Source organism: Roseomonas haemaphysalidis (assembly GCF_017355405.1).
GTDB lineage: Bacteria > Pseudomonadota > Alphaproteobacteria > Acetobacterales > Acetobacteraceae > Pseudoroseomonas > Pseudoroseomonas haemaphysalidis.
Window position 1 is genome coordinate 2999088 of sequence record NZ_CP061177.1, and the last position, 21874, is coordinate 3020961.

Annotated in this window: 24 protein-coding genes; 10 read left to right on the top strand and 14 right to left on the bottom strand. The window is 71.1% G+C overall.

The features are described 5' to 3' along the window. Positions 1–4 precede the first annotated feature (4 nt). Positions 5–451: a molybdenum cofactor biosynthesis protein MoaE gene (locus tag IAI59_RS13905; protein ID WP_207419635.1), complete on the top strand. Its 447-nt coding sequence runs from the start codon at positions 5–7 to the stop codon at positions 449–451. A gap of 21 nt (positions 452–472) precedes the next feature. Here the strand turns inward: IAI59_RS13905 and IAI59_RS13910 are convergent, their stop codons facing one another. Genes IAI59_RS13910 through IAI59_RS13940 form a run of 7 tightly spaced genes read right to left on the bottom strand, consistent with a single transcriptional unit; the run spans position 473 to position 6878 of the window. After that, entirely contained in the window at positions 473–1396 is a 924-nt protein-coding gene (locus IAI59_RS13910; RefSeq protein ID WP_207419634.1) for a cation diffusion facilitator family transporter, read from the bottom strand. Positions 1397–1454: 58 nt separating this feature from the next. Then, positions 1455–2423 (bottom strand): magnesium/cobalt transporter CorA, encoded by a 969-nt coding sequence (corA, locus tag IAI59_RS13915; RefSeq protein ID WP_207419633.1) that lies wholly within the window; start codon positions 2421–2423, stop codon positions 1455–1457. A 13-nt stretch (positions 2424–2436) separates the two neighbouring features. After that, positions 2437–3768 (bottom strand): glutamate--tRNA ligase, encoded by a 1332-nt coding sequence (gene gltX / locus IAI59_RS13920; protein WP_207419632.1) that lies wholly within the window; start codon positions 3766–3768, stop codon positions 2437–2439. After that, positions 3765–4157: a hypothetical protein gene (locus IAI59_RS13925; RefSeq protein WP_207419631.1), complete on the bottom strand. Its 393-nt coding sequence runs from the start codon at positions 4155–4157 to the stop codon at positions 3765–3767. Before IAI59_RS13925 ends, gltX begins: the two co-directional genes overlap by 4 nt. Then, positions 4154–5449, bottom strand: coding sequence for a nitrilase-related carbon-nitrogen hydrolase (locus IAI59_RS13930; RefSeq protein ID WP_207419630.1), 1296 nt, complete (start codon positions 5447–5449; stop codon positions 4154–4156). The genes IAI59_RS13925 and IAI59_RS13930 overlap by 4 nt, the downstream gene beginning before the upstream one ends. Next, the gene (locus IAI59_RS13935; protein WP_207419629.1) at positions 5446–5970 is read right to left on the bottom strand and encodes a DUF805 domain-containing protein; all 525 of its coding nucleotides are present in this window, start codon (positions 5968–5970) and stop codon (positions 5446–5448) included. Before IAI59_RS13935 ends, IAI59_RS13930 begins: the two co-directional genes overlap by 4 nt. Continuing rightward, positions 5967–6878: a DMT family transporter gene (locus tag IAI59_RS13940; protein WP_237181023.1), complete on the bottom strand. Its 912-nt coding sequence runs from the start codon at positions 6876–6878 to the stop codon at positions 5967–5969. Before IAI59_RS13940 ends, IAI59_RS13935 begins: the two co-directional genes overlap by 4 nt. 197 nt (positions 6879–7075) lie before the next feature. Between IAI59_RS13940 and IAI59_RS13945 the strand changes: the two genes are divergently transcribed. The 4 genes from IAI59_RS13945 (at position 7076) to IAI59_RS13960 (ending at position 9658) form a co-directional block, all read left to right on the top strand. Further along, positions 7076–7579 carry a type III secretion system chaperone family protein gene (locus IAI59_RS13945; RefSeq protein ID WP_207419627.1) on the top strand — a complete coding sequence of 168 codons (504 nt, stop codon included), beginning with the start codon at positions 7076–7078 and terminating at the stop codon, positions 7577–7579. Further along, positions 7576–8391, top strand: coding sequence for a pyrroline-5-carboxylate reductase (gene proC, locus IAI59_RS13950; protein ID WP_207419626.1), 816 nt, complete (start codon positions 7576–7578; stop codon positions 8389–8391). The genes IAI59_RS13945 and proC overlap by 4 nt, the downstream gene beginning before the upstream one ends. A gap of 58 nt (positions 8392–8449) precedes the next feature. Further along, positions 8450–9082: a TetR family transcriptional regulator gene (locus IAI59_RS13955; protein WP_207419625.1), complete on the top strand. Its 633-nt coding sequence runs from the start codon at positions 8450–8452 to the stop codon at positions 9080–9082. A 120-nt stretch (positions 9083–9202) separates the two neighbouring features. Continuing rightward, positions 9203–9658 (top strand): phasin family protein, encoded by a 456-nt coding sequence (locus tag IAI59_RS13960; protein WP_237181022.1) that lies wholly within the window; start codon positions 9203–9205, stop codon positions 9656–9658. A gap of 26 nt (positions 9659–9684) precedes the next feature. On the opposite strand, the gene IAI59_RS13965 is transcribed toward IAI59_RS13960, so the two are convergent. The 3 genes from IAI59_RS13965 to IAI59_RS13975 are packed head-to-tail and all read right to left on the bottom strand — an operon-like array spanning position 9685 to position 12282. Then, the gene (locus IAI59_RS13965; protein WP_207419624.1) at positions 9685–11034 is read right to left on the bottom strand and encodes an ATP-binding protein; all 1350 of its coding nucleotides are present in this window, start codon (positions 11032–11034) and stop codon (positions 9685–9687) included. 10 nt (positions 11035–11044) lie between these two features. Continuing rightward, positions 11045–11740: a response regulator gene (locus IAI59_RS13970; RefSeq protein WP_207419623.1), complete on the bottom strand. Its 696-nt coding sequence runs from the start codon at positions 11738–11740 to the stop codon at positions 11045–11047. After that, positions 11740–12282 (bottom strand): MarR family winged helix-turn-helix transcriptional regulator, encoded by a 543-nt coding sequence (locus IAI59_RS13975; RefSeq protein WP_408887633.1) that lies wholly within the window; start codon positions 12280–12282, stop codon positions 11740–11742. The genes IAI59_RS13970 and IAI59_RS13975 overlap by 1 nt, the downstream gene beginning before the upstream one ends. A 114-nt stretch (positions 12283–12396) precedes the next feature. Here IAI59_RS13975 and IAI59_RS13980 point away from each other — a divergent pair, with 114 nt between their 5' ends. Continuing rightward, positions 12397–13296 (top strand): branched-chain amino acid aminotransferase, encoded by a 900-nt coding sequence (locus tag IAI59_RS13980; protein WP_207419621.1) that lies wholly within the window; start codon positions 12397–12399, stop codon positions 13294–13296. Positions 13297–13397: 101 nt separating this feature from the next. Here IAI59_RS13980 and IAI59_RS13985 read toward each other — a convergent pair whose 3' ends face one another. Further along, entirely contained in the window at positions 13398–13649 is a 252-nt protein-coding gene (locus tag IAI59_RS13985) for a con-10 family general stress protein (RefSeq protein WP_207419620.1), read from the bottom strand. 150 nt (positions 13650–13799) lie between these two features. Here IAI59_RS13985 and IAI59_RS13990 point away from each other — a divergent pair, with 150 nt between their 5' ends. The 3 genes from IAI59_RS13990 to IAI59_RS14000 are packed head-to-tail and all read left to right on the top strand — an operon-like array spanning position 13800 to position 17216. Beyond that, positions 13800–15086, top strand: a complete 1287-nt coding sequence (locus IAI59_RS13990; RefSeq protein WP_207419619.1) for a glycerate kinase type-2 family protein — start codon at positions 13800–13802, stop codon at positions 15084–15086. 25 nt (positions 15087–15111) lie between these two features. After that, positions 15112–16545, top strand: coding sequence for a pyruvate kinase (pyk, locus tag IAI59_RS13995; RefSeq protein WP_207419618.1), 1434 nt, complete (start codon positions 15112–15114; stop codon positions 16543–16545). Between the two features lie 47 nt (positions 16546–16592). Next, positions 16593–17216 carry a flavin reductase family protein gene (locus IAI59_RS14000; RefSeq protein WP_207419617.1) on the top strand — a complete coding sequence of 208 codons (624 nt, stop codon included), beginning with the start codon at positions 16593–16595 and terminating at the stop codon, positions 17214–17216. On the opposite strand, the gene IAI59_RS23055 is transcribed toward IAI59_RS14000, so the two are convergent. Beyond that, positions 17213–18148: a choice-of-anchor A family protein gene (locus tag IAI59_RS23055; protein WP_237181021.1), complete on the bottom strand. Its 936-nt coding sequence runs from the start codon at positions 18146–18148 to the stop codon at positions 17213–17215. The genes IAI59_RS14000 and IAI59_RS23055 overlap by 4 nt on opposite strands. 175 nt (positions 18149–18323) lie before the next feature. Next, positions 18324–18890, bottom strand: a complete 567-nt coding sequence (locus tag IAI59_RS14010; RefSeq protein WP_207419616.1) for a tetratricopeptide repeat protein — start codon at positions 18888–18890, stop codon at positions 18324–18326. A 138-nt stretch (positions 18891–19028) separates the two neighbouring features. Here IAI59_RS14010 and IAI59_RS14015 point away from each other — a divergent pair, with 138 nt between their 5' ends. Beyond that, positions 19029–20195 carry a M20 family metallopeptidase gene (locus IAI59_RS14015; protein ID WP_237181020.1) on the top strand — a complete coding sequence of 389 codons (1167 nt, stop codon included), beginning with the start codon at positions 19029–19031 and terminating at the stop codon, positions 20193–20195. Positions 20196–20216: 21 nt separating this feature from the next. Here the strand turns inward: IAI59_RS14015 and IAI59_RS14020 are convergent, their stop codons facing one another. After that, a complete protein-coding gene (locus IAI59_RS14020; RefSeq protein WP_237181129.1) occupies positions 20217–21818 on the bottom strand; it encodes a hypothetical protein in 1602 nt (533 codons plus the stop codon). Between the last annotated feature and the right edge of the window lie 56 nt (positions 21819–21874).

The following is a 21874-nucleotide window of genomic DNA, read 5'->3' on the forward strand; positions in this document are numbered from 1 at the left end:
GCCGGTGGCCCTGATCCGCGTGCAGGAAGCACCCTTCGACCTCGCGGCCGAAAGCGCGGCGCTGACGGCGGGGCGCGACGATGTCGGCGGGCTGGCCAGCTTCGTGGGGCTGTGCCGTGCCGACGACGGGCTGGCGGCGCTGGTGCTGGAACACTACCCCGGCATGACGGAGCGCGCCCTGGCGGAGATCGCGGCGCAGGCGGAGGCCCGCTGGCCGCTCACCGGCTGCACCGTGATCCACCGGCACGGGCGCATCCTGCCGGGCCAGCCGATCGTGCTGGTGCTGACCGCCAGCCGCCACCGCACGGCGGCGCTGGAAGCCTGCGCCTTTCTGATCGACTGGTTGAAGACCGGCGCGCCCTTCTGGAAGCACGAGGAGTTCGCTGACGGCACCACCCGCTGGGTGGCGGCCAGGAGCAGCGACGACGCGGCGGCGGCCAAGTGGGGGTGAAGGCCTGCCGCCAGGCGCGGTTCAGGCCGGCGCGGCCACCGGCAAACGCCGCGGGCGCATGAACAGCCGGGTCACCTCCGGGTGGCTGGCTTCCACGGCCTGGGTCAGCTCCGCCGCCGCGCGCTCCACCGCATCGCCCGACAGGTCGTCGCGGAAGTCGATGGTGATGGCCACCAGCACCTCGCGCGGGCCGAGCTGCATGCTCAGCACCTCGTCCACCGCCCGCACCCGCGGGTCGGCCCGCAGCAGGGCGCGCACGCCGTCCAGCGAGGCGCGGGACGCGGATTCGCCGGTCAGCAGGCTCAGCGTTTCGCGCCCCAGGAACACCGCCGTGGCCACCAGCAGCAGGCCGATGGCGAGGGAGGCGACGCCGTCCAGCGCCGGCAGGTTCAGCAGCTGCGACAGGGCCACGCCCGCGATCGCCACCACCAGCCCGGCGAGCGCCGCCGAATCCTCCAGCAGCACGGCGAAGACGCTGGGGTCCTTGCTGGCGCGGATCGCCTGCCAGAACGGCTCGTCGGCATGGGCGAGGTTGAATTCCTTGAGCGCCACGCTGAAGGAATAGCCTTCAAACAGGATGGAGGTGCCGAGCACGGCGTAGTTCACCCAGGCATTCGCCACCGGCTCCGGCGCTAGAACCTTGTGGATGCCTTCGTAGATGGAAAAGGCACCACCCAGCGCGAAGATCATCAGCGCCACCACGAAGGACCAGAAATACAGCTCCATGCCGTGGCCGAAGGGGTGGGTGGCGTCCGGCGGCCGGGCGGCACGCTTCAGCCCCAGCAGCAGCAGGCCCTGGTTGCCCGTGTCCACCGCCGAATGGATCGCCTCGCTGAACATGGCGGAGGAGCCGGTATAGGCGGCCGCCAGCCCCTTGGTGACGGCGATGGCGAGGTTGCCCGCCAGTGCCGCATAGATGACCTTGCGCGATCCGCCGCTGCTCATGCCGAAAATCCCCCGATGCTGCGGTGCAAAGCACGGGCGGTGCCATTGGGTTGCGCGGCTAAAGCCACCCCGCCTTGCGGAAGCGCCAGTACAACACGCCGCACACCAGCGCGATCACGCCCAGCACCGTGGGGTAGCCGTACTGCCACTTCAGCTCGGGCATGTTCTCGAAGTTCATGCCGTACAGCCCGGCGATGGCCGTCGGCACAGCCAGGATGGCGGCCCAGGAGGCCAGCTTCCGGGTGATGACGCTTTGCTGCTGCTGCTCGATCAGCAGCCCGGCCTCGAACACCGAGCGCAGTACCTCGCGCAGCCCGTCCGTCATCGCCTGCACGCGGCGCAGGTGGTCGTGCACGTCGCGGTAATACGGGCGCATGTCGTTGTCCACGCAGGGCAGGTCGAGGTTTTCCAGTTGTCCCACCACCTCTTCCATCGGGCCGAGGGTGCGGGAAAAGCGCATCAGGTCGCGCCGGTGGCGGAAGATGCGGTGCACCTCGTCCTTGCTCAACGGGCAGTCGATGGAGCGCGCTTCCAGCTCCAGCACCTCCTCCTCAATGCCATCGATCACCGGCTCGTAGCCCTTGACGATGAAGTCGAGCAGCCCGTGCAGCACGAAGTCGGTGCCGTGCTTCAGCCGCGCCGGCGCCGCCTCCAGCTGCTGGCGCAACTTGGTGTGGGCGCGCGCCGAGCCGTGGCGGACGGTGATGATGAAGTTGGGACCGACAAAGATGCTGGTCTCGCCATACACGATCGCGCCGTTCTCCAGCCGTGCCGTGCGGGCGACGACGAAGAGCTGGTCGCCGTAGCTTTCCAGCTTGGGCAGCTGGTGCGCCGTCAGCGCATCCTCCACCGCCAGCGGGTGCAGGTGGAAGCGCTGCGCCAGATCGCGCAGCTCATGTTCCTCCGGCTCGAACAGGCCGATCCAGACAAACTCGTTGCGCTTCAGTTCCCACAGGGATTCCGGCGGCACCAGCGCGCCGCCCACCCGGGCACCGTCGCGATAGGTCGAGGCAGCGACGATGCTCATGGCGGCGGGGTTCCTACCCGATGGCGGATCGCAGGCGCTGCGCAGCGCGGTCAGGGCCGATCAGGGGCAGAAAAGCCTTGAGCTCCGGCCCATGGTCCTCGCCCGTCAACGCACGCCGCAGCGGCAGGAACAACGCCTTTCCCTTGCGCCCGGATGCAGCGCCCAGCGCACGGGTCCAGCTTCCCCAGGTGGTGTCGTCCCAGGGGGCCGGCGGCAGGGTGTCCAGCGCCAGGCGCAGCAGCTCCGCCTCCTCCGGCTGGGCGGCGATGGCCGGGGTGCCGGCGGCGACCTCGTGCCAGTCCCGCGCCTCGGAGATCAGGTCGAGGTTGCCGCGCACCGCCAGCCAGAACCGCTCGTCGGCACCGTCCGGCAGGCGGTCGCGCACCGTGGCGAAATCCAGCCCGTGCAGATAGCGGCGGTTCAGCGCCAGCAGCTGCGTCGGGTCGAAGCGCGCCGAGGACCGCGACAGGTGCTCCAGCGAGAAGCCCGCCAGCAGCTCGCGCGGCATGCCCGGCACCGGGTCCTGCGAGGAGCCGAGGGCTGCGAGGTAGCCGCACAGCGCCGGCGCCTCCACCCCGTCCCGCCGCAGCTGGCGCAGGCCCATGGAGCCGATGCGCTTGGAAAGCTGGCTGCCGTCGGCATCCGTCAGCAGCGGCAGGTGCGCGAAGTCGATGCGCCCGGGGCGCATGCCCAGCGCCTCCATGATGTCGATCTGCACGCCGGTGTTGGTGACGTGGTCCTCGCCGCGGATCACGCCGGTCACGCCGGTTTCCAGGTCATCGACCACGGAGGTGAAGGTGTACAGGAACGACCCGTCCGCGCGGATCAGCACGGGGTCGGAGATCGGTGGCAGCTTGACCTGCCGGCGGCCGAGCACGCCGTCGTGCCATTCCACCGTGCGTGGCGACAGCTTGAAGCGCCAGTAGGGCTGCTTGCCGTTGGCCAGCGCGCGCTCCAGCTGCTCGGCGGTCATCTTCAGCGCGGCGCGGTCGTAGACGGGCGGGCGGCCCTGCTTTTGCCGCTGCTCGCGCTTGAAGCGCAGCTCCTCCTCCGACTCCAGGCAGGGATAAAGGTGGCCGGACTTCTTCAGCCGCTCGGCGGCCGCCTCGTAGGCCGCGAGGCGGGAGGACTGCGCGAAGCTCTCGTCCCAGTCCAGGCCCAGCCAGCGCAGGTCCTCCTCGATCGCCGTGGCATATTCCGGCTTGGACCGCTCAGTGTCCGTGTCGTCGAAGCGCAGCACGAAGGTGCCGCCGGCGCGGCGGGCGACCAGCCAGTTGGCCAGGGCCACGCGGGCGTTGCCCACGTGCAAAAAGCCGGTCGGGCTGGGGGCGAAGCGCAGCTTCATGCCTCGTCCTCCGCTTCCGCGTCGTCCACGTCGCGGCGCGGGTCCAGCACGCGCCAGTTGCGGTCCTCCGGGTCGCTCACCGGCTTGGCGGCGAAGTCGCGGATCTCGGCGCCGCTGCTCCAGGCCCCGCCGTCCTTGGTCACCACCTCGGCGTCCTCACCGAAGGCGAACCAGGCGGCCAGCACGGCCTCGGCGTCCATGCCGCGCGTGCGGCAGCGCTCGATGCTGTCGCGCACGTAGCGGCGCGCGAAGGCATTGGCCTGCACCAGCGTGGGAAAGCCGCGGATGGTTTCCACTGGCTCGCTGCCATTGCCGCCCGACAGGTCGCGGATGCGCACCACGAAGCCGCCCTCGGGCGCGAAAAGGTTCTGGTCGAAAGTGGCGCTCATGGGGTGCAGTCAGTGAATCCGTGGTGTTGTGGAAAGCGACGTTCGGGCCGGCGGCCGAGCAGCAGGCCCGGGGCGGCGTGCAGCGGGTTGTACCCGCCAGCCTGCACCCGGCGCCAGATATCCGCCACCTCGGCCGCCGGAAAGCCCTGGGCGACCAGGGCGGCGGGGGGCTCGGCGCGCTCCACCAATCCCTGCAAGATGGGTTCGGCCGGATGCGGCGGGACGGGGCCGATGGCCTGGTCGGGCCAGCGGCCGTCATGCCATTCCGCCAGTGCCGCAAGTTGCGAGGGATACAGCCCCAGCAGCGGCGCGAACCCCGCCCCGCGGCCACCCAGCAGCCAGGTGGCGCGGTTCAGCGGCGACAGCAGCGCTGCCCCGGGCCCGGGGGACGGCAGCAGCGCATCGCCCAGCGCGGCGCGCGCGCAGGCGGCCAGCAACCGCTCGCCAGGTGCCGCCGCCAGCACGGCGCCGTCGAAGCCGCCCTTGCGCACATGGTCGGCGATGCCGCGGCACAGCGCCTGCCACAGAAGCGCCGGTTCCGGCACGGCAGCCGGCAAGGGCTGGGGCGTGCAGTGCCAGGCCTCGTTCCAGTCCACCACCGCCTGCCCGGCCGCGAAGGGCGGCAGCGACAGGGCCAGCGTCCGGTCGGCGTTCAACGCGAAGGCCCCGCCCGCGAACACATCCGCCCCCTGCCCGCCCAGCAGCCCCACCCAGGCCAGCGGCAGGCCGGTTTCCACCACCCGGGCCACCGCGTGGTCCTGCGCCCGCGCGGCGCTGCCGGGGGCGAAGGGCATGGCGGACGCGCAGAGCAGCAGCTCGGCACCTGTTTCGGCCAGCGTTTCAGCGACGGACGGATCTTCCAGGTCTTCGCCCGCCAGCAGGCCCAGCCGCGCACCGCGAAAGGCCACCGGCCCCGGCGCCGGCCCGGCATCGAAGGGCGGGGGCCCAGCGGCATGCCGGGCGCGGCGGGCCACCAACCGGCCGCCGTCCAGCAGCACCAGGGAGTCATGCACCCGCCCGTCCCGCCGCCACGGTGCGCCCAGCAGGATCGCCGGGCCGCCATCGGCGGTTTCGCCGGCCAGTTGGTCCAGCGCCGCGTCGCAGGCATCCAGAAAGGCCGCGTCGCGGCCCAGGTCCAGCAGGGCGGCGCCGGTCAGGCTGGCCTGCGGCGTGCTCAACAACGCGGCACCGGCCGCCGCCGCCGCGGCGCGCGCGCCACGCAGCCGCCCCAGGTTGCCTGGCAGGTTGCCGAGCCAGGGCGCCAGCGGCGCGAGGGCGAGCCGCAGCGTCATCCCCAAGGCGACCGGAACGTTGGGGGGGACGGCGGCGGCGGGGGTGGCGGCGCGATGGCGGGCACGCTGCGGGCCGGCACCGGCGGCATGGCCGGCTGGCCGCGCCCGGGGCCGTAGCGGTTGCCGCCGTCCTCGCCCCGCAAGAAGCCCAGTGCCAGCAGCCCCGCGCCCCAGCCCAGCACCGGCACCAGCAGGACGCAGTTCCACCAGCCGCTTTGCCCCAGGTCGTGCCAGCGCTTGGCGGCACCCACCAGCCCCAGCACCTGCACCAGCAACCATCCCGCCAAGGCCATAAAGAAGCGTGGCAGCGCGGGCGGCGGCATGTCCAGCATCAGCTCGTGCAGCATGGCCAGCGCGTCCGGCTGGTCTTCCAGCAACACCAGCAGCACCACGGCGCCCATGCGCCAGATTTCCTGCGACAGCACCACCAGCACGGGCAGGCTCAGCACGCTCAGCGGCAGCACGTAGCCCAGCCAGAACTCGCCCCGACCGATGCGGCCGCGCGGGCTGAACCAGGTCACGCCCGCTTTCCCATCACCCCCAGCACCATGCCGAGGGACACCAGCACCACGCCCATCAGACCGGCCGTGCCCAGCGGCTCCGCCATCAGCGGCCAGGCCAGCAGCGCGGCCAGCGCGGGCGTCAGCGCCGTGACGGTGGTGGTGCGGGCGGAGCCTATGGCGTTCACCGCGCGGGTGAACAGAAAGCCCGCCACTACCACGGCCAGCACGCCGTGATAGGCCATCTGGAAGGCGATGGCGCCGGCCGGGGCCTCGTGCAGGCGGCTGGGCAGGAACAGCAGCCAGACCGGCAGGTAGATCACCGCCGGATACAGGGCCAGCGCCGTGGTGGCGGTGATGGCCGGCACCCGCCAATGGCGGATCAGCAGCGTGAAGCCCGCCCAGGACAGGCAGCCCACCAGAAAGATCAGGTCGCCCCGCCAGGCGCCGGGATAGCTGCCAAAGGTATCGGCCGCCAGCAGCCCGATGCCGGCGCCCACCACGGCCAGGGACAGCAGCTTCCGCCCTGTCCAGCGTTCGCCCATGAACAGGGTGGCGAGGCCGGCGGTGACGAAGGGCAGCAGCCCCGTCATCATCACCGCGCCATGCGCCACGGGCGCGAAGCCGAAGCCGATGTAGGAGGCCAGCGGAAAGCCGAAGGCGGCGCCCGCCATCAGCCCCAGCGCCTTGCCGGCGCCCAGGCGCGGCCAGCCGAAGCGCGCCGCCAGCGCCAGCCCGCACAGAAAGCCGCCGGTGTAGCGCAGCGCCGCCACGTCCCACGGCGTGAAGGGCTGCTGCGCCGACAGCCGCGCCGCGAGCAGAAAGCCGCACCACACCAGCGTGACGCCAAAGGCGCAGGCAAAGCCCACGGCCCGCTCCCGCGCGGGAGCGGGGCTGGGGGCGAGGACAGCGGGCGCGGCTTGGGACATGGCCGCCACAGTATCCGCCGCCCCGCGGCTTGCCCAGGCGGGCGGCGGCGTGAAAATGCGGCCGGCGGCGGCGGACTCGGGCGATGCCCCCTTGCGGCGGTATTTCGCGCTGCGATATCGATATCTTGGTGGTGGAGCCTTCCGCTGACCCAAGCATAGGTGTCCCGCACCGCTCCAACCAGGAAGGAGGTGCCACGATGTCCGGCCTGCAAACCGTAGACCGAGACCGTTCAGCCAACCCGCTGGACGTCCTGGAACAGATTGTCACCGCCAACGAATGGACCTTCGAGCGCCGCTCGGACGGCGAAATGGCGGCCGAGGCCCCCGGCAAGTGGTGCAACTACGGCCTGTTCTTCTGCTGGTCGCAGGACATCAGCGCCATGCACTTCACCTGCGCCTTCGACCTGAAGGTACCCCCCGCCCACCGGCAAAAGATGTTCGAGCTGCTGGCGCTGGCCAACGACCGGCTGTGGATCGGGCATTTCGGCATCGACAGCGAGGATGGCGGGCCGGTGTTCCGCCATGCCATGCTGCTGCGCGGCGCCCGCGGCGCCAGCGCCGAAAGCCTGGAGGACATGATGGACATCGCCATCACGGAATGCGAGCGATTCTACCCGGCCTTCCAGTTCGTGCTGTGGGGCGGCAAGTCGCCGGCCGAGGCGCTGGAAGCCGCCATGCTGGACTGCGTCGGCGAGGCATGAGCAGCGCACCCCTGCCCGCGCTGTTGCTGATCGGCTGCGGCAAGATGGGCGGCGCCATGCTGGAAGGCTGGCTGGAACAGGGCGTGGAGCAGGTGGTGGTGGTGGAGCCGCACGGCGCTTCCGCCGCCGCCTTCGCCGGCCGCGCCACCATCTGCGCCAGCATGGACCAGGTGCCGGCGGGCTTCGCCCCCGCCGCCATCGTGCTGGCCACCAAGCCGCAGCAGGCGGATGGCGCCCTGCCGGGGGTCGAGCATTTCGTGCGGGCCGGTGCGCTGGTGGTGTCCATCATGGCCGGCAAGACCGTGCAAGGCATCGCCGCCGCGGTGGGTGGCGCCGCGCGCGTGGTGCGCGCCATGCCCAACACGCCCGCGGCCATCGGCCAGGGCTTCACCTGCTGCTTCGCCGGCCCCGGCGTGGACGTGCGGCAGAAGGCCCTGGCGGACGAGCTGCTGGCCGCCGTGGGAGAAGTTGCCTGGGTGGAGGACGAGGGGCTGATCGACCCGGTCACCGCCGTGTCGGGCGGCGGCCCCGCCTATGTGTTCCTGCTGGCCGAGGTGATGGAGCAGGCTGCCATCGCCCAGGGCCTGCCGCCGGACCTGGCACGGCGCATGGCCCGGCGCACGGTGTCCGGCGCCGGCGCGCTGCTGGCCGCCAGCGCGCAGGACGCGGCGCAGCTGCGGATCAACGTCACCAGCCCGAAGGGCACCACGGAACGCGCCCTGGCGGTGCTGATGGCGCCCGACGCCTGGCCCCGGCTGATGGACGAGGCGATCGCCGCCGCCACCGCACGCTCGCGCGAACTGGCCGGATGATGCGCCGCCACCCGCTGGCCCCCTGGTCAAACGCCGCCATCGCCCCAAACTTGGCAGCATGAGCGACAGCACCGGCCCCGCGCCCGTTTCCGATTCCGTCCTGTTCGACACCTTCTGGTCGCTGGTGGCCGAGCAAGGTTGGCAGCAGCTTTCCATGCAGGCGGTCGCCAGCCGCAGCGGCATGACCCTTGCCGAGCTGCGGGCGCGCGCGCCTTACAAGGGTGCGCTGCCGCTGATGTTCGCCCGCGCGGTGGACGAGGCGGTGCTGCGCGACAACCCCACCGTCGCCACCGGCAGTGCCCGGGACCGGTTGTTCGACGTGCTGATGCGGCGCATCGACGCGCTGCAGCCGCACCGGGACGGCGTGATCCGCCTGGGGCGCGACATGCGCACCGACCCGATGCTCACGCTGATGCTGGCGCCGCAGCTCGGCGCGTCCATGGCCTGGATGCTGGAAGCGGCGGGCATCGAGGCCAGTGGCTTCAAGGGCGCGTTGCGGGTGAATGGCCTGAGCGGCGTTTGGCTCGCCACCCTGCGGGCCTGGGAAAAGGACGAGGGCCAGGACCTGGGCGGCACCATGGCGGCGCTGGACCGGGCGCTGGACCGCGCCGCGCAGATCGCCGGCACGCTGCGCATCGACATGCCCGAATCATCCGCGGCCGCGGATGAGCCGCTGTCGCCCTCCATCTGATCTCACGGCGCGCATCTCGCCTTGCGTGAGATGCAAAGCCATCCGGCGGCCGCATTGTCGTTCCGAAACGGTGTTCCGGGCGTTATGTTCGTGGCCAAGCCAAACACAAGGGAGACGCCGATGTCCGACCAGTTCAAGGGCCCGCAGATGGATATGATGAAGATGCTGTCGGAGTTCCGCGTCCCTGGCATGCCGGACGTCGAGACCCTGGCCGCCGCCCAACGCCGCAACTTCGAGGCCTTGTCCGCGGCCAACCGCATTGCTCTGGAAGGTGCGCAGGCCGTGGCCAAGCGCCACATGGAAATCCTGCAGCAATCCATGGCCGAGCTGACGGACGCGGTGCGGTCCGCCTCCTCCCCCGGCGGCTCGGCGCAGGACAAGGCGGCCAGCCAGGCGGAGATGGTCAAGGCCACCTACGGCCGTGCCGTGGCGAACATGCAGGAGATCGCCGATCTCATCCAGAAGTCCAACGGCGAGGCGCTTTCGCTGCTGAACAAGCGCTTCGCCGAGGCGATGGACGAGGTGAAGGGGCTGGTCGCCAAAAGCAACGGCGCCCTGCCCCCCACCGGCTCCTGAGCAGCCACGCGGCGCCTGTCGGCCGTTCAGGCCGGCAGGCGCACCCGCGCCCGCAGCCCGCCCATCGGGCTGCCTTCCAGCACCACGTCACCACCATGCGCGCGCGCGATGTCCCGCGCGATGGCCAGCCCCAGCCCGGTGCCGCCGGCCGAGAATGACGCGAAGGGGCGGAAGGCTTCCTCGCGCGAGGCCTCCGGGATGCCTGGCCCGTCGTCATCCACCGTGATCTCCACCCAGCGGGACGGCGCGCGCCCTGCTTCCATCAACGTCGCCTCGTGCAGCGCCACCACGATGCGGTGGGCATGCGCGCGGGCATTGTCCAGCAGGTTGCCCAGGCAGCGGCGCAGCGCATCCACGCGCAGCGGCAGGATCAGCGATTCCGGCGCCTCCACGGACAGGCCGGTACCGGCGCGGCGCGCCTTGGCCACCAGGTCGCGCACCAGCTGCGCCAGGTCGGCGGGCTGCGACTGCTCCGTGCCCTCGCCCCGCGCGAAGGACAGGTAGGTGGCGATCAGCCGCTCCATCTCGGCCACGTCCTCGCCCATCGCCACCGCGTCCTCTTCCGCGCCCGGCGGCAGCATGGCGAGGCCGAGGCGCAACCGGGTGAGCGGCGTGCGCAGGTCGTGGCTGATGCCGGCCAGCATCTCGGTGCGCTGGTTGATGAAGCGGCGGATGCGGCCCTGCATCTGGTTGAAGGCCGCCGCCGCCTGCCGCACCTCGGCCGCGCCTTCCGGCTTGATCGGCCCGTGCTGGCGGCCGATGCCGAAGGATTCCGCCGCGCTGGCGAGCCGCCGGATAGCGCGAACCTGATTCTTCATGAACAGCGCCGCCACCAGGAACAGCAGCAGCGAGGTGCCGACCAGCCAGATGACGAACAGGTACAGCGTGCCAAAGAACAGCCGCTTGCGCGGCGCCTCCACATGCAGCACCCCGTCCGGCATCTGCACGCGGATGATCACGCTGCGCGGGTCGGACTGCCAGTCCGTGTCGAAGGGCAGCCGCACGCGCTCGCCCAGCGCCTGTACCAGGTCGTCCTCCAACGGCAGGATCGGCAGCCAGCTCGGCCGGTTGGTGCCGCCCGCGATGGAGGCCGCCGGCTCAAAGGCCAGCGACAGGTCGAAGCGCCAGGCGGCTTCGTGGAAGATCCAGCCCCGGTCGTCTTCGCCCGGAAAGCGGGACAGCAACTCGGTCACCATGCCGACATCGCCCGCCACGCCGCCCGCCAGCCGGCGGGAGATGACATCCAGATGCCCGCCGTAGAACAGCTGCAGCGCCACGCCCTGCAGGATCAGCAGCGGCAGCAGGATGATCAGCAGCGCGCGGCCGAGCAGGCCGCGCGGCAGCAGCCCCCGGAACAGCCGGGCGATGCGTTTCACGCGCCCCTCCTCACGCGCCGGGCCGCAGCACGTAGCCACGGTGGCGAATGGTTTGCAGGAAGCGCGGCTCGCGCGGGTCGGGCTCGATCTTGCGGCGCAGCCGCGTGACCTGCACGTCGATCGCCCGCTCGCCGGCTTCCGGGGTGCCGAGGGCGGCGGCGATCTCCTCGCGGGTCAGCACCTCGCCGGCCCGGCGGGCCAGCGCGGACAGCAGCGCCGCCTCGCCCCCCGTCAGGCGCTGCGTGCCGTCGGCGCCGCGCAGCTCCCCCCGCTCCGGATCGAACCAGTGGGGGCCGAGCTGCACCGGTGCCTGCGGCAAGGCCGAGGGCGTGGCGGGAGCGGCCCGCTTCAGGATGGTGCGGATGCGCAGCGCCAGCTCGCGCGGCTCGAAGGGCTTGGCCAGGTAGTCGTCGGCGCCGTGCTCGAAGCCGGCGATGCGGTCCTCCGGCCCGCCGGCGGCGGTCAGCATCAGGATCGGCACCTCATGGCCTTCGCGGCGCAGGCTTTCCGTCAGGTCCAGGCCACTTTCGCCGGGCATCATCACGTCCAGCACCAGGAGGTCAAAGGCCATGGAGGACAGCGCCTGCCGGGCCGCCGTGGCATCGGCCGCCACGGTGATGCGAAAGCCCTGCTCCGACAGGAAGCGGTGCAGCAGGGTGCGCAGGCGGGCGTCGTCGTCGACGACCAGGAGATGGGCATTGTCCACTAGGCGGCACTCTGGCTGGTGTTGGGCAGGGCACGGTCAAGCTGCGCGCGGGCGTCCTCGCCCATCAGCCCGCGCATCACGCGGCGGAAGCCTTCCACCGCCACGGGGCCGGCTTCGCGATAAGCGCGCATCACCCATTCGCGCTGCCGCTCGAACAGCCGGCGCTCCAGCGCCTCGCCTTTCGCTGTCAGCGACAGGAGGCGCTGGCGCCGGTCGTTGCGGCCGGGGGCCTGGGTCACGTAGCCCTCCTCCACCAGGGGCGTCAGCACGCGGCCGAGCGACTGCTTGGTGATGCCGAGGATGGCCAGCAGGTCGCCCACCGTGATGCCCGGGCGGCGGCCCACGAAATGCAGCACGCGGTGGTGGGCGCGGCCCATGTTCAGTTCGGCCAGGATCTCGTCAGCCCCCGCGGTGAAGTCGCGGTAGCCGAAGAACAGCAGGTCCTGCGCCAGGCGCAGCTCCTCTTCCCGCAGAAACAGGAGCTGGCGGCCGGCGGTGCCGGGGCTGCGGTCCATGACCGGCTTGTCGGGCGCTTCGGGCATTGCTGTCATGCTTGCCTGTTGGGTCAGCTTCATTGACACATAGTGCCAGAGATTTTACGGTTCGGCTATCACACGCAATGTTATTGCGCGAAACACCCCTGGAGGATAGCTGACATGGCGTTGGTTCCTTTCGACGACCGCGACGGCTGGATCTGGTTCGACGGCGAGATGGTGCCGTGGCGCGATGCCAAGCTACACGTTCTGACGCACGGGCTCCATTACGCGAGCGGCGTGTTCGAGGGTGAGCGCGCCTATGAAGGCAACATCTTCAAGCTGCGCGAGCACACCGACCGGCTGATCGGCTCCGGCAAAATCCTGGGCTTCGACATCCCCTATTCGGCCGACGAGATCGACGCCGCCTGCAACGCGGTGCTGGAAAAGAACGGCTTCACCAACGCCTATGTCCGCCCCATCGCCTGGCGCGGGTCGGAGATGCTGGCGGTGTCCGCGCAGCAGACCAAGATCCACCTGGCCATCGCGGCCTGGGCCTGGCCCAACCTGTTCGGCGACAACCGCATGAAGGGCGTCCGCCTCGGCATGGCGCAGTGGCGCCGCCCGGCCCCCGACACGGCGCCCACCGCCTCCAAGGCCGCCGGCCTGTACATGATCGGCACCCTGTCCAAGCATCAGGCCGAGGCCGAGGGCTTCGACGACGCCATGATGCTGGACTACAAGGGCGACGTGGCCGAGGCGACCGGCGCCAATGCCTTCTTCGTCTTCAACGGTGAGGTGCACACCCCCAAGCCCGTCTGCTTCCTGGACGGCATCACCCGCCGCACCGTGATGAAGCTGGCCAAGGCCCGGCAGATGACCGTGGTGGAGCGCACCATCAAGGTGGAGGAGCTGAAGGACGCCACCGAGGTGTTCCTGGCCGGCACCGCCGCCGAGGTCACGCCGGTGCGCCAGATCGGCGAGCACCACTACACCCCGGGCCAGATCACCGAAACGCTGATCGGCGACTACGAGGCCCTGGTGCGGATGAGCCCCGAGGAAGTGGCGCGCCGCGCCGCCTGAACACGACGAAGGGGGCCGAAAGGCCCCCTTTTCCGTTTCGCGGCCGCCGCCGGTCACCCGGTGCTGCGGGTCCGGTGGCCGGTGCGGCCGGGCGCGGACCGTCAGGAGTGGTGGCCGCCATTCTTGCCGGCGTCCGATGCCTTCTGCCGGTCGTTGGCGAAGTTGCCGCTGTCCGCCTGCTTGCCGCTGCCGACCTCGGACTGGCGATGCTGCATGCCCTGCTGGCCGGTGCCCGCATGGCCGCCGCCAGCATGGCTGGCCTGCCCGCCTTTGCGCCCCGCCTCGGACGCGAGGTCGTGGTCCTTGGCGAAACCCTGCCTGCCGCTCGTATTCTGCTTGTCGTTCGTTGCCATGTTGCTGTTCCTCTTCGTTTTTCTCGATCAGTCGCAGCGCAGGGAAAACCGGCACCCCGCCTTGAGGTTGCCGGGCGAAAACGCCGCCGGCCTCTCGACCCCGCAACGGAAAACCGGCAAACCGGCGAAATCGCAGGAGGATCGGCAGGCATGGGCTGGGACGACACGACATCGCGAGCCGTCCTGCACCGGTTGTTCGAGGCCGGCATCCGCGCCGCCGACCCCCGCGCCATCCTGGCCGACCACCTGCCGGAACCGCCGCGCGGCCGGGTGGTGGTGGTGGGTGCCGGCAAGTCCGCCGCCGTGATGGCCACAGCGGTGGAAGAGGCCTGGCCGGAGGTGCCGCTGTCCGGCCTCGTCGTCACCCGCTACGGCCACGCTGTCCCAACCCGGCGCATCGAGGTGGTGCAAGCCAGCCATCCCGTGCCGGACGCCGCCGGCGAGCAGGCCGCGCGCCGCATCCTGTCCCTGATGCAGGGGCTGACGGCGGACGACCTGGTGCTGGCGCTGATTTCCGGCGGCGGCTCGGCGCTGCTGGCCCTGCCGGATGGCGGGCTGACGCTGGCGGACAAGCAGGCGGTCAATCGCGCCCTGCTGGCCAGTGGCGCCGCCATCGGCGAGATGAACTGCGTGCGCCGGCATCTGTCCGCCATCAAGGGCGGGCGGCTGGCGGCGGCGGCGCACCCGGCGCGGGTGGTCACGCTGGCGATCTCCGACGTGCCGGGGGACGACCCCATCGCCATCGCCTCCGGCCCCACCGTGCCGGACCCCACCAGCTTTGCGGAAGCGCGCGCCATCCTGGCCCGCTACGGCGCCGAGGTGCCGGACGCCGTGGCGGCTCACCTCGCCGCCGCCGCCGACGAAACGCCCAAGCCTGGCGACCCGCGCCTGGCGGGGGCCGAGTTCCGCCTGATCGCCACCCCCCAGATGGCGCTGGAGGCCGTGGCCGCCGAGGCCCGCGCCCTGGGCCTGCCGCCCCTGCTGCTCGGCGATGCGCTGGAAGGCGAGGCCGCGGTGCTGGGCACGGTGCTGGGCGGCATGGCCCGCAGCGTGCGCGCCCATAGCCACCCCCTGCCCGCCCCTTGCCTGCTGCTGTCGGGCGGGGAAACCACGGTGACCATCCGCCCCGGCACCCCGAAGGGCGGGCGCGGCGGGCGCAACAGCGAGTGCTTGCTGGGCCTGGCCCTTGCGCTGGACGCTGCCCCGGGCGTCTGGGCCTTGATGGGTGACACCGACGGCATCGACGGATCGGAGGACAACGCGGGCGCGATCCTGGGGCCCGACACGCTGCGGCGTGCGCGGGACGCGGGAATCGACCCCCGCCTCGCCTTGTCTTCACACGACAGTTATGGGTTGTTCAGTACCCTGGGCGACACCATCGTCACGGGGCCGACGCTGACCAACGTGAACGACCTGCGGCTGGTCCTGATCGCCTGAGCCTGACTTCCAGAAGGATTTCCCCTTGCCGCCGCGCATCCCGCTTCGCCGCCGCCGCCGTACCAAGATCGTCGCCACCCTCGGCCCCGCGAGTTCCACGCCGGAGGTGATCGAGCGGCTGTACCGCACGGGCGCCGACGTGTTCCGGCTGAACTTCAGTCACGGCAGCCATGAGGACCACGCGGCGCGCATCGGCATCATCCGCGCGCTGGAGCGCAAGGTGGGCCGGCCCATCGGCATCCTGGCGGACGTGCAGGGCCCGAAGCTGCGCGTCGGCCGCTTTCAGGCCGGGCGCGTGCAGTTGCAGACCGGCCAGTCCTTCCGCCTGGACATGAGCGCGACCCCCGGTGACGTGCGGCGCGTGCAGCTGCCGCACCCCGAGATCATGGAGGCCGCGCGCATCGGAACCACCCTGCTGCTGGACGACGGCAAGCTGCGCCTGCGCGTGGTGCACAAGCGCGACGACCACCTGGAAACCGAGATCCTGGTCGGCGGCGCGCTGAGCGACCGCAAGGGCGTCAACGTGCCGGACGTGGCGCTGAACATCCCGGCGCTGACGGCCAAGGACCGGGCCGACCTCGACTTCGTGCTGCCGCTGGGCATCGAGTACATCGGCCTGTCCTTCGTGCAGCGGGCCGAGGACGTGGCCGAGACGCAAAGCATCGCCGATGGCCGCGCCTGGGTGATGGTGAAGCTGGAAAAGCCGCAGGCGGTCGAGAACCTCGACAGCATCCTGGCGCTGACCGATGCCGTGATGGTAGCGCGCGGCGACCTGGGCGTGGAGATGCCGCCGGAGGAGGTGCCGCTGATCCAGAAGCGCATCGTCCGCGCGGCGCGCGACCTGGGCAAGCCGGTGGTGGTGGCGACGCAGATGCTGGAAAGCATGATCAGCGCCCCCGCCCCCACACGCGCCGAGGCCTCCGACGTCGCCACCGCCGTGTTCGACGGCGCGGATGCGGTGATGCTGTCGGCCGAAAGCGCCGCCGGGCAGTTTCCGTTCGAGGCGGTGAACATGATGGACCGCATCCTGTCCCGCGTGGAGCAGGACAGCGGCTGGCGGCAGTTGACGGACGCGGCCCGCCCGGCGCCGCAGAAGACCTCGGCCGGTGCCATCTCCGCCGCCGCGCGGCAGGTGGCGGAAACGATCGATGCCAAGGTGATCGCCACCTTCACCGCCACCGGTTCCACCACGCTGCGCGTGGCGCGGGAGCGGCCGGCGGCGCCCATCCTGGGCCTCACCAGCAGCGAGGAAACGGCGCGGCGCATGGCCGTGGTCTGGGGCGTGCACCCCCTGCCCTCGCACGAGCCGAACAGCATGACGGACATGGTCAACAAAGCCATGCGCGCCGCGCAGTCGGAAGGCTTCGCCACCAGCGGGGACGAGATCGTCGTCACCGCCGGCGTGCCCTTCGGCACCCCCGGCACCACCAACGCCCTGCGCGTGGCAGCCTTGAAGTAACCTATGCGCGGGCGGCCCAGTGCCGCCCGCCCCGGAGCCGGAACCGCATGCCTGACGACATCCACTTCTATGAACCCGCCAAGGGCCACGGCCTGCCGCACGACCCGTTCAATGCCATCGTCGGCCCGCGGCCGATCGGCTGGATCGGCTCCAAGGGCGCCGACGGATCGGTCAACCTGGCGCCCTACAGCTTCTTCAACGCCTTCTGCTACACGCCGCCCATCGTCGGCTTTTCCACCACCAACTCGCCGCGCGACAGCCTGCGCAACGCCCGCGAAACGCGGGAATTCACCTGGAGCCTGGTGACGTGCGACCTGGCGGAGCAGATGAACGCCACCTGCGCCCCCGTACCCTACGGCACCGACGAGTTCGAGCTGGCGGGGCTGACCAAGGCGGCCTCGCGGCTGGTGGCGCCGCCCCGGGTGGCGGAAAGCCCGGTCAGCTTCGAATGCAAGGTCAGCGACGTGATCGACCTGAAGCGCGCCGATGGCAGCCCCGCCAAGGGCTGGCTGGTGATCGGCGAGGTGGTGGCGGTGCACATCAACAAGTCGCTGCTAAAGGATGGCATCTACGATACCTTCCATTCCGGCGTCGTGCTGCGCGCCGGCGGCCCTTCGGCCTATGCCGCGATCGGCCCGGACAACCGCTTCGATATGGACCGGCCCCGCTAGGCCGCGACGCGGCGGCGGCGGCGCGCGGCCGCCAGTCCGGCCAACCCCACCGCCATCAGGGACAGCGAAGCCGGTTCCGGCACCGGCACGGGGGGATCCACGGGCGGCAGCCTGCCGGCAAAGCCATAGTCGTGCAGCTCGCCGTTGCCGTTGAAGGAGGCCGCCACCAGCGTCCCCTCGATGGGCGTCGAGTTGGTGACCGCCGCGTTCAGCGCCAGCACGCTGCCGTGCCAGAAGCCAAAGTCCAGGGACGTCGCCTCGAAGAAATTCCAGATGACGTGGCGATTGACATCGGCACCGGCGTTGAAGTTGCCGCCGCCGCGAAAGCTGCTGCCGGTGACGTTGATCACCACCGTGTCCGCGCCGTTCAGGTTGACCACCATGTTGCGAAAGGTTTCCAGCGTGCTGGCGGACAGCTGGAACACCGCGCGGCCCGCGGCATCGGGCACCGCGTTGAAGGCGACGTTGTTGAGGTCGCCGGCGGTCACGGCGCTGTTGGCCTGCAGCGCGGCCAGTTGCCCCGCCAGCGCGCCGAGCGGTGCCAGGAAGTCCGCCGCGGACATCCCGGCATCGCCGGTCCGCAGCGTGCCGCCGCCGTTCAGGTTGAAGCGGCCCTCGCTGGTGCCGCCGACCACGACGCTGCCGCCGTTGTCGACGTTGTAGGTCCCGGCCGCCACGTTGCCCGCGACATTGACGGCGCCGAAGCCCGGCATCGCCCCGCCGCGTGGCTGGTTGAAGAAGGTGGCGCCGCCGGCGAGGTTGCCGCCGACCATGAGCCGGCCTTCCACGTCATGGCGGCTGGAGAAATCCCCCAGGACCACGGCGTTGAACCCGCCCAGGATCTCGGCGGCCGTCAGCGGCGCGGCCTGCCCGGGAGCACCGGCCAGCATCATCGCCGCCGCCAGCAGGGAAACAGTCCAGAAGCGTGCCATGGTCGTATCCTCGCACCGGAATCGTCGTCCTCATTCCGGTTGCAAAACACATGCCACGAGCTTGACCATTGATATGATTGGCTCTGAGCGGCAGCCATGCGGGAACCGTAATATTTTCCGACAAATTCAGGCGATCTATCGCCGAGGTATTTATAAAAACCTTACAGTTGTGCCTTCAGGTCGCCTGCCCCTCGACCTTTTGGAGGAGCAGCCGGGCGCGGTCCTCGCCGCCCGCCAGCCTGGGGTGGATCGCCAGTGCGGCGCGCAGGCTGCGCAGCGCGCCCGCGTGGTCGCCCGTCTGCTCCTGAATGCGGGACAGCAGGTCCAGCGCATCGAAGCGGCGGGGTTCCAGGACCAGCGCCTGCTGCACGTCGCGGGCGGCGGCGGCATTGTCGCCGGTGGCGGACAAGGCCGCGGCGCGCAGCAGCCAGGCATCGGCGAAATCGGGCTGCAGCGTCAGCGCGGCGTCGAAGTCCTCCACCGCGTCGCTGTCCGCATCGGCCTGCAGGTTGCGGCGGCCGCTCTGCATCAGCAGCACCACGGCCGGGCTCGCCGCCTGCGCCCAGGCCGCGCGGATACGGGCTTCCACGGCGGCACCGGCCACTTCGTCCGGTGCCGCGGCCAACGCCGCGAACAACCGATCCAGCTCCACCGCGCGGGCGGCGGGCGTGGCGGCCGGCGGGGCCTGCGCCAGGACAGGCGCGGCGGACAGCAGCAGCAGGGCGAGGGCGGCGGCGCGCATGGCCTCAAAGTTGGCCCGCCGGGGCGCCGGCGCAAGCGGAATCGGCCACGCGGCATGGCCACTCCGGCGCGCCCCCCCTCTTTCCGGCCGGCACCGTTTCCGCCACCTTGCCCGGCCAACCGCGCAGGAGCGATCCGCATGACCGACACCCGCATCGACGACTGGCTGGCCAGCCAGCAGGACGAAATGCTCGCCGAGCTGCAAGCGATGGTGAACATCGACGGCGGCAGCTACGACAAGGCGGGCGTGGACGCGGTGGGTGCCCGTGTGCGCGATTTCCTGGCGCGGCACGACGTGGCGGTGGAAACCCTGGCCCAGCCGAAGCACGGCGATTGCCTGCGCGCCACCGTGGACGGCGGCGACGGTGTGGCCAGCGGCAATGCGCGGCGCAACATCGTGCTGATGGGCCACCGCGACACGGTGTTCCCCAAAGGCGAGCCGGAGCGGCGGCCGTTCCGGGTGGAGGACGGCATCGCCTACGGCCCCGGCGTTTGCGACATGAAGGCCGGCATTGTGATGAACATGTTCGTGCTGGCGGCCTTCCGGAAGTTCGGCGGCGCCCCCGGCCCCGTAGTCGGTCTGTTCACCGGGGATGAGGAGATCGGCTCCCCCGAAGGCCGCCCGGTGATCGAGGCCGAAGCCAAGCAGGCCCGCGTGGTGTTCAATTCCGAGCCCGGTCGCCCCAGCGGCGCGGTGGTGACGGGCCGCAAGGGCGGCGTGTTCTCCGTCATCGACATCGTCGGCAAGGCCGCGCATTCCGGCGGCAACTTCGAGGCCGGCATCAGCGCCATCGAGGAACTGGCGCGCAAGATCCAGGCGCTGCACGCGCTGACCGACCTGCCGCGCGGCATCACGCTGAATGTCGGGCTGGTGTCCGGCGGCCAGTCGGTCAACACGGTGGCGCCTTCCGCCCAGGCGCAGATCGACCTGCGCTACGTGGACCCCGCCGACCGGGACGAGCTGATGGGCAAGATCCACGACATCGCGGCCCGCAGCTTCGTGCCCGGCACCAGCGCCACGCTGACCATCCGGGGCGAGTTCGTGCCGCTCAAGCAGAACGCGGGCACCGACGCCGTGTTCAACCTGTACAAATCCGTGGCGGGCTTTGACACGGCGGGCGAGTTCACCGGCGGCTGTGCCGACAGCGGCTTCACGGCGCTGATGGGTGCGCCGACGCTTTGCGCCGTCGGCCCCGTGGGCGGCAAGGCGCACAGCCCGGAGGAATATATGGAGGTGGCGTCCATGGTGCCCCGCGCCCAGGCTGTGGCGCGGGCCATCCAGAAGCTCGACGCGGCCGGGGTCTGACCGGTTGGCGGGGCGGCGGCGCTACTCGTTGTTCTCCACGGGTGGCGCCGTGGCGCAGCCCTCGCCGTCCCGCTTGAAGACCTGCAGCCCGTCCAGCGTGGCGATCTGCCGGTAGCGCGCCCAGACCTCGGCGAAGCCGGCATCGGCGGCGGCCAGCACGGACGGGTAGTTGATGTCGTCCGGCCCGCGCCGCCGGTCCACCACCACCAGGTCGGGGCAACCGGCGATGAAGTCCTGCGCCACCCACAGGCGCATGGGCCATTCCGCCGGGGGCTTGCCGTCCATGCGGGCGCGCCACAGCTCGCCCCGCAGCGCCCACATGGAATCAAAGCGGCTGGCCCAGGTGACGCCGGTGTCCTCGACCACCGGGAAGCCCAGCCCGATCCATTCGGAAAAGGCGACGTAGGTGCGCACCTTTTCGCGGCGGATCAGCCGCTCCAGCTTCACTTCGGTGGATTGCTCCGGCTCCACGGCCAGCACCAGCCGGTCATGCAGCCGCTCGCCCAGCTTGTCGGCCTGCAGCGCCAGCGGCACCAGGGCCAGCAGCATCAGCGCGGCGAAGCGGCGGCCAGTGAAGGCTTCCGCGCGGCGGCGGGCCAGCGAGGCTTCGGCGCACCAGTACAGCAGCGCCAGCACCACCGCCGTGCTGGCGGGGATGCGGTGGTAGAACCAGTTCTTGCCGTCCAGGAACATGGCGACCGTGGCGGCGGCGGCAAAGCCGGCCAGCACCGCCAGCACCATGCGCTGGGCCGAGCCGCGTGGCATGGTCAGCGCCAGCAGCGCGGTGATGCCCACCCCCGCCAGCAGCTTCCAGCATTCCAGCAGCAGTTCCCAGTGGCTGGTGTCCGTGCCGCCATACAGCGTCACGGCCAGCGGCACCGCGCGGTCGATGAAGCTGGGAAAGAACGCCAGGATGGCGGCGGCGTACAGCCCCGCGGCACCAAAGGCCACCACGGGCGAAAGCCGGATGCGCAGGCCCCGCGCGCACCAGCCCACCAGTTCCACCACCGCGAGGCACAGCAGGTAACGCGGCTTCAGCGCCACGCCGAGCCCGGCCACCACGGCGCTGCCGGCGGCGAGGCCCAGCCCGGTCGTCTGGCGTTGCAGCGAACGCGTCAGGATCGCGAGATGCGGCAGAACCGCGATGAACAGTAGGTGCTCGCGCTGGCCGAACTCGACGCCCGGCATCAGCAGCAGGACGCAGGCGATCACCGCGAAGGTGACCGGCACCCGGTCAAAGGCCGGCGCCACGCCCCGCAGCAGCCGGGCCGACAGCCACGCGGACCACAGCGCGGAACCGGCGAACAGCAGCACCGCCACCGTCTTGGCCGACACGCCGATCAGGTCGCCGATCATCACCGGCACGGCGCTGATCCAGATGATCAGCGGCGGGTTCACTTCCACCAGATCGATGTAGAGGCGCTGCCCGCGGAGCCATTGCCGGGCCACGTAGAGCAGCCAGGCGATGTCGTCCTTCATCGGCGCGCGCAGCAGGGTGAACAGCACCAGGGCCAGCGCCGCGAGGACGACGGCGGCGCAGATGACGGTGGTTCGGTGGCTGGACCGCAACACGGCCGGACGGGGGGCGACACCCCCCGGCATTCCAGGAAAGCTCAGGCTCACGCGATGCTGCCCCCGGCGGTTCGGAACGTAAGGAACGGTATCCTCTCAATCTGTTT

Coding starts and splice junctions, on each gene's coding strand:
- IAI59_RS13910 (WP_207419634.1), bottom strand. CDS start 1,396: ATGAGCAGCGGCGGATCGCGCAAGGTCATCTATGCGGCACTGGCGGGC.
- corA (WP_207419633.1), bottom strand. CDS start 2,423: ATGAGCATCGTCGCTGCCTCGACCTATCGCGACGGTGCCCGGGTGGGC.
- gltX (WP_207419632.1), bottom strand. CDS start 3,768: ATGAAGCTGCGCTTCGCCCCCAGCCCGACCGGCTTTTTGCACGTGGGC.
- IAI59_RS13925 (WP_207419631.1), bottom strand. CDS start 4,157: ATGAGCGCCACTTTCGACCAGAACCTTTTCGCGCCCGAGGGCGGCTTC.
- IAI59_RS13930 (WP_207419630.1), bottom strand. CDS start 5,449: ATGACGCTGCGGCTCGCCCTCGCGCCGCTGGCGCCCTGGCTCGGCAAC.
- IAI59_RS13940 (WP_237181023.1), bottom strand. CDS start 6,878: ATGTCCCAAGCCGCGCCCGCTGTCCTCGCCCCCAGCCCCGCTCCCGCG.
- IAI59_RS13945 (WP_207419627.1), top strand. CDS start 7,076: ATGTCCGGCCTGCAAACCGTAGACCGAGACCGTTCAGCCAACCCGCTG.
- proC (WP_207419626.1), top strand. CDS start 7,576: ATGAGCAGCGCACCCCTGCCCGCGCTGTTGCTGATCGGCTGCGGCAAG.
- IAI59_RS13955 (WP_207419625.1), top strand. CDS start 8,450: ATGAGCGACAGCACCGGCCCCGCGCCCGTTTCCGATTCCGTCCTGTTC.
- IAI59_RS13960 (WP_237181022.1), top strand. CDS start 9,203: ATGTCCGACCAGTTCAAGGGCCCGCAGATGGATATGATGAAGATGCTG.
- IAI59_RS13975 (WP_408887633.1), bottom strand. CDS start 12,282: ATGCCCGAAGCGCCCGACAAGCCGGTCATGGACCGCAGCCCCGGCACC.
- IAI59_RS13980 (WP_207419621.1), top strand. CDS start 12,397: ATGGCGTTGGTTCCTTTCGACGACCGCGACGGCTGGATCTGGTTCGAC.
- IAI59_RS13985 (WP_207419620.1), bottom strand. CDS start 13,649: ATGGCAACGAACGACAAGCAGAATACGAGCGGCAGGCAGGGTTTCGCC.
- IAI59_RS13990 (WP_207419619.1), top strand. CDS start 13,800: ATGGGCTGGGACGACACGACATCGCGAGCCGTCCTGCACCGGTTGTTC.
- IAI59_RS14000 (WP_207419617.1), top strand. CDS start 16,593: ATGCCTGACGACATCCACTTCTATGAACCCGCCAAGGGCCACGGCCTG.
- IAI59_RS23055 (WP_237181021.1), bottom strand. CDS start 18,148: ATGGCACGCTTCTGGACTGTTTCCCTGCTGGCGGCGGCGATGATGCTG.
- IAI59_RS14010 (WP_207419616.1), bottom strand. CDS start 18,890: ATGCGCGCCGCCGCCCTCGCCCTGCTGCTGCTGTCCGCCGCGCCTGTC.
- IAI59_RS14015 (WP_237181020.1), top strand. CDS start 19,029: ATGACCGACACCCGCATCGACGACTGGCTGGCCAGCCAGCAGGACGAA.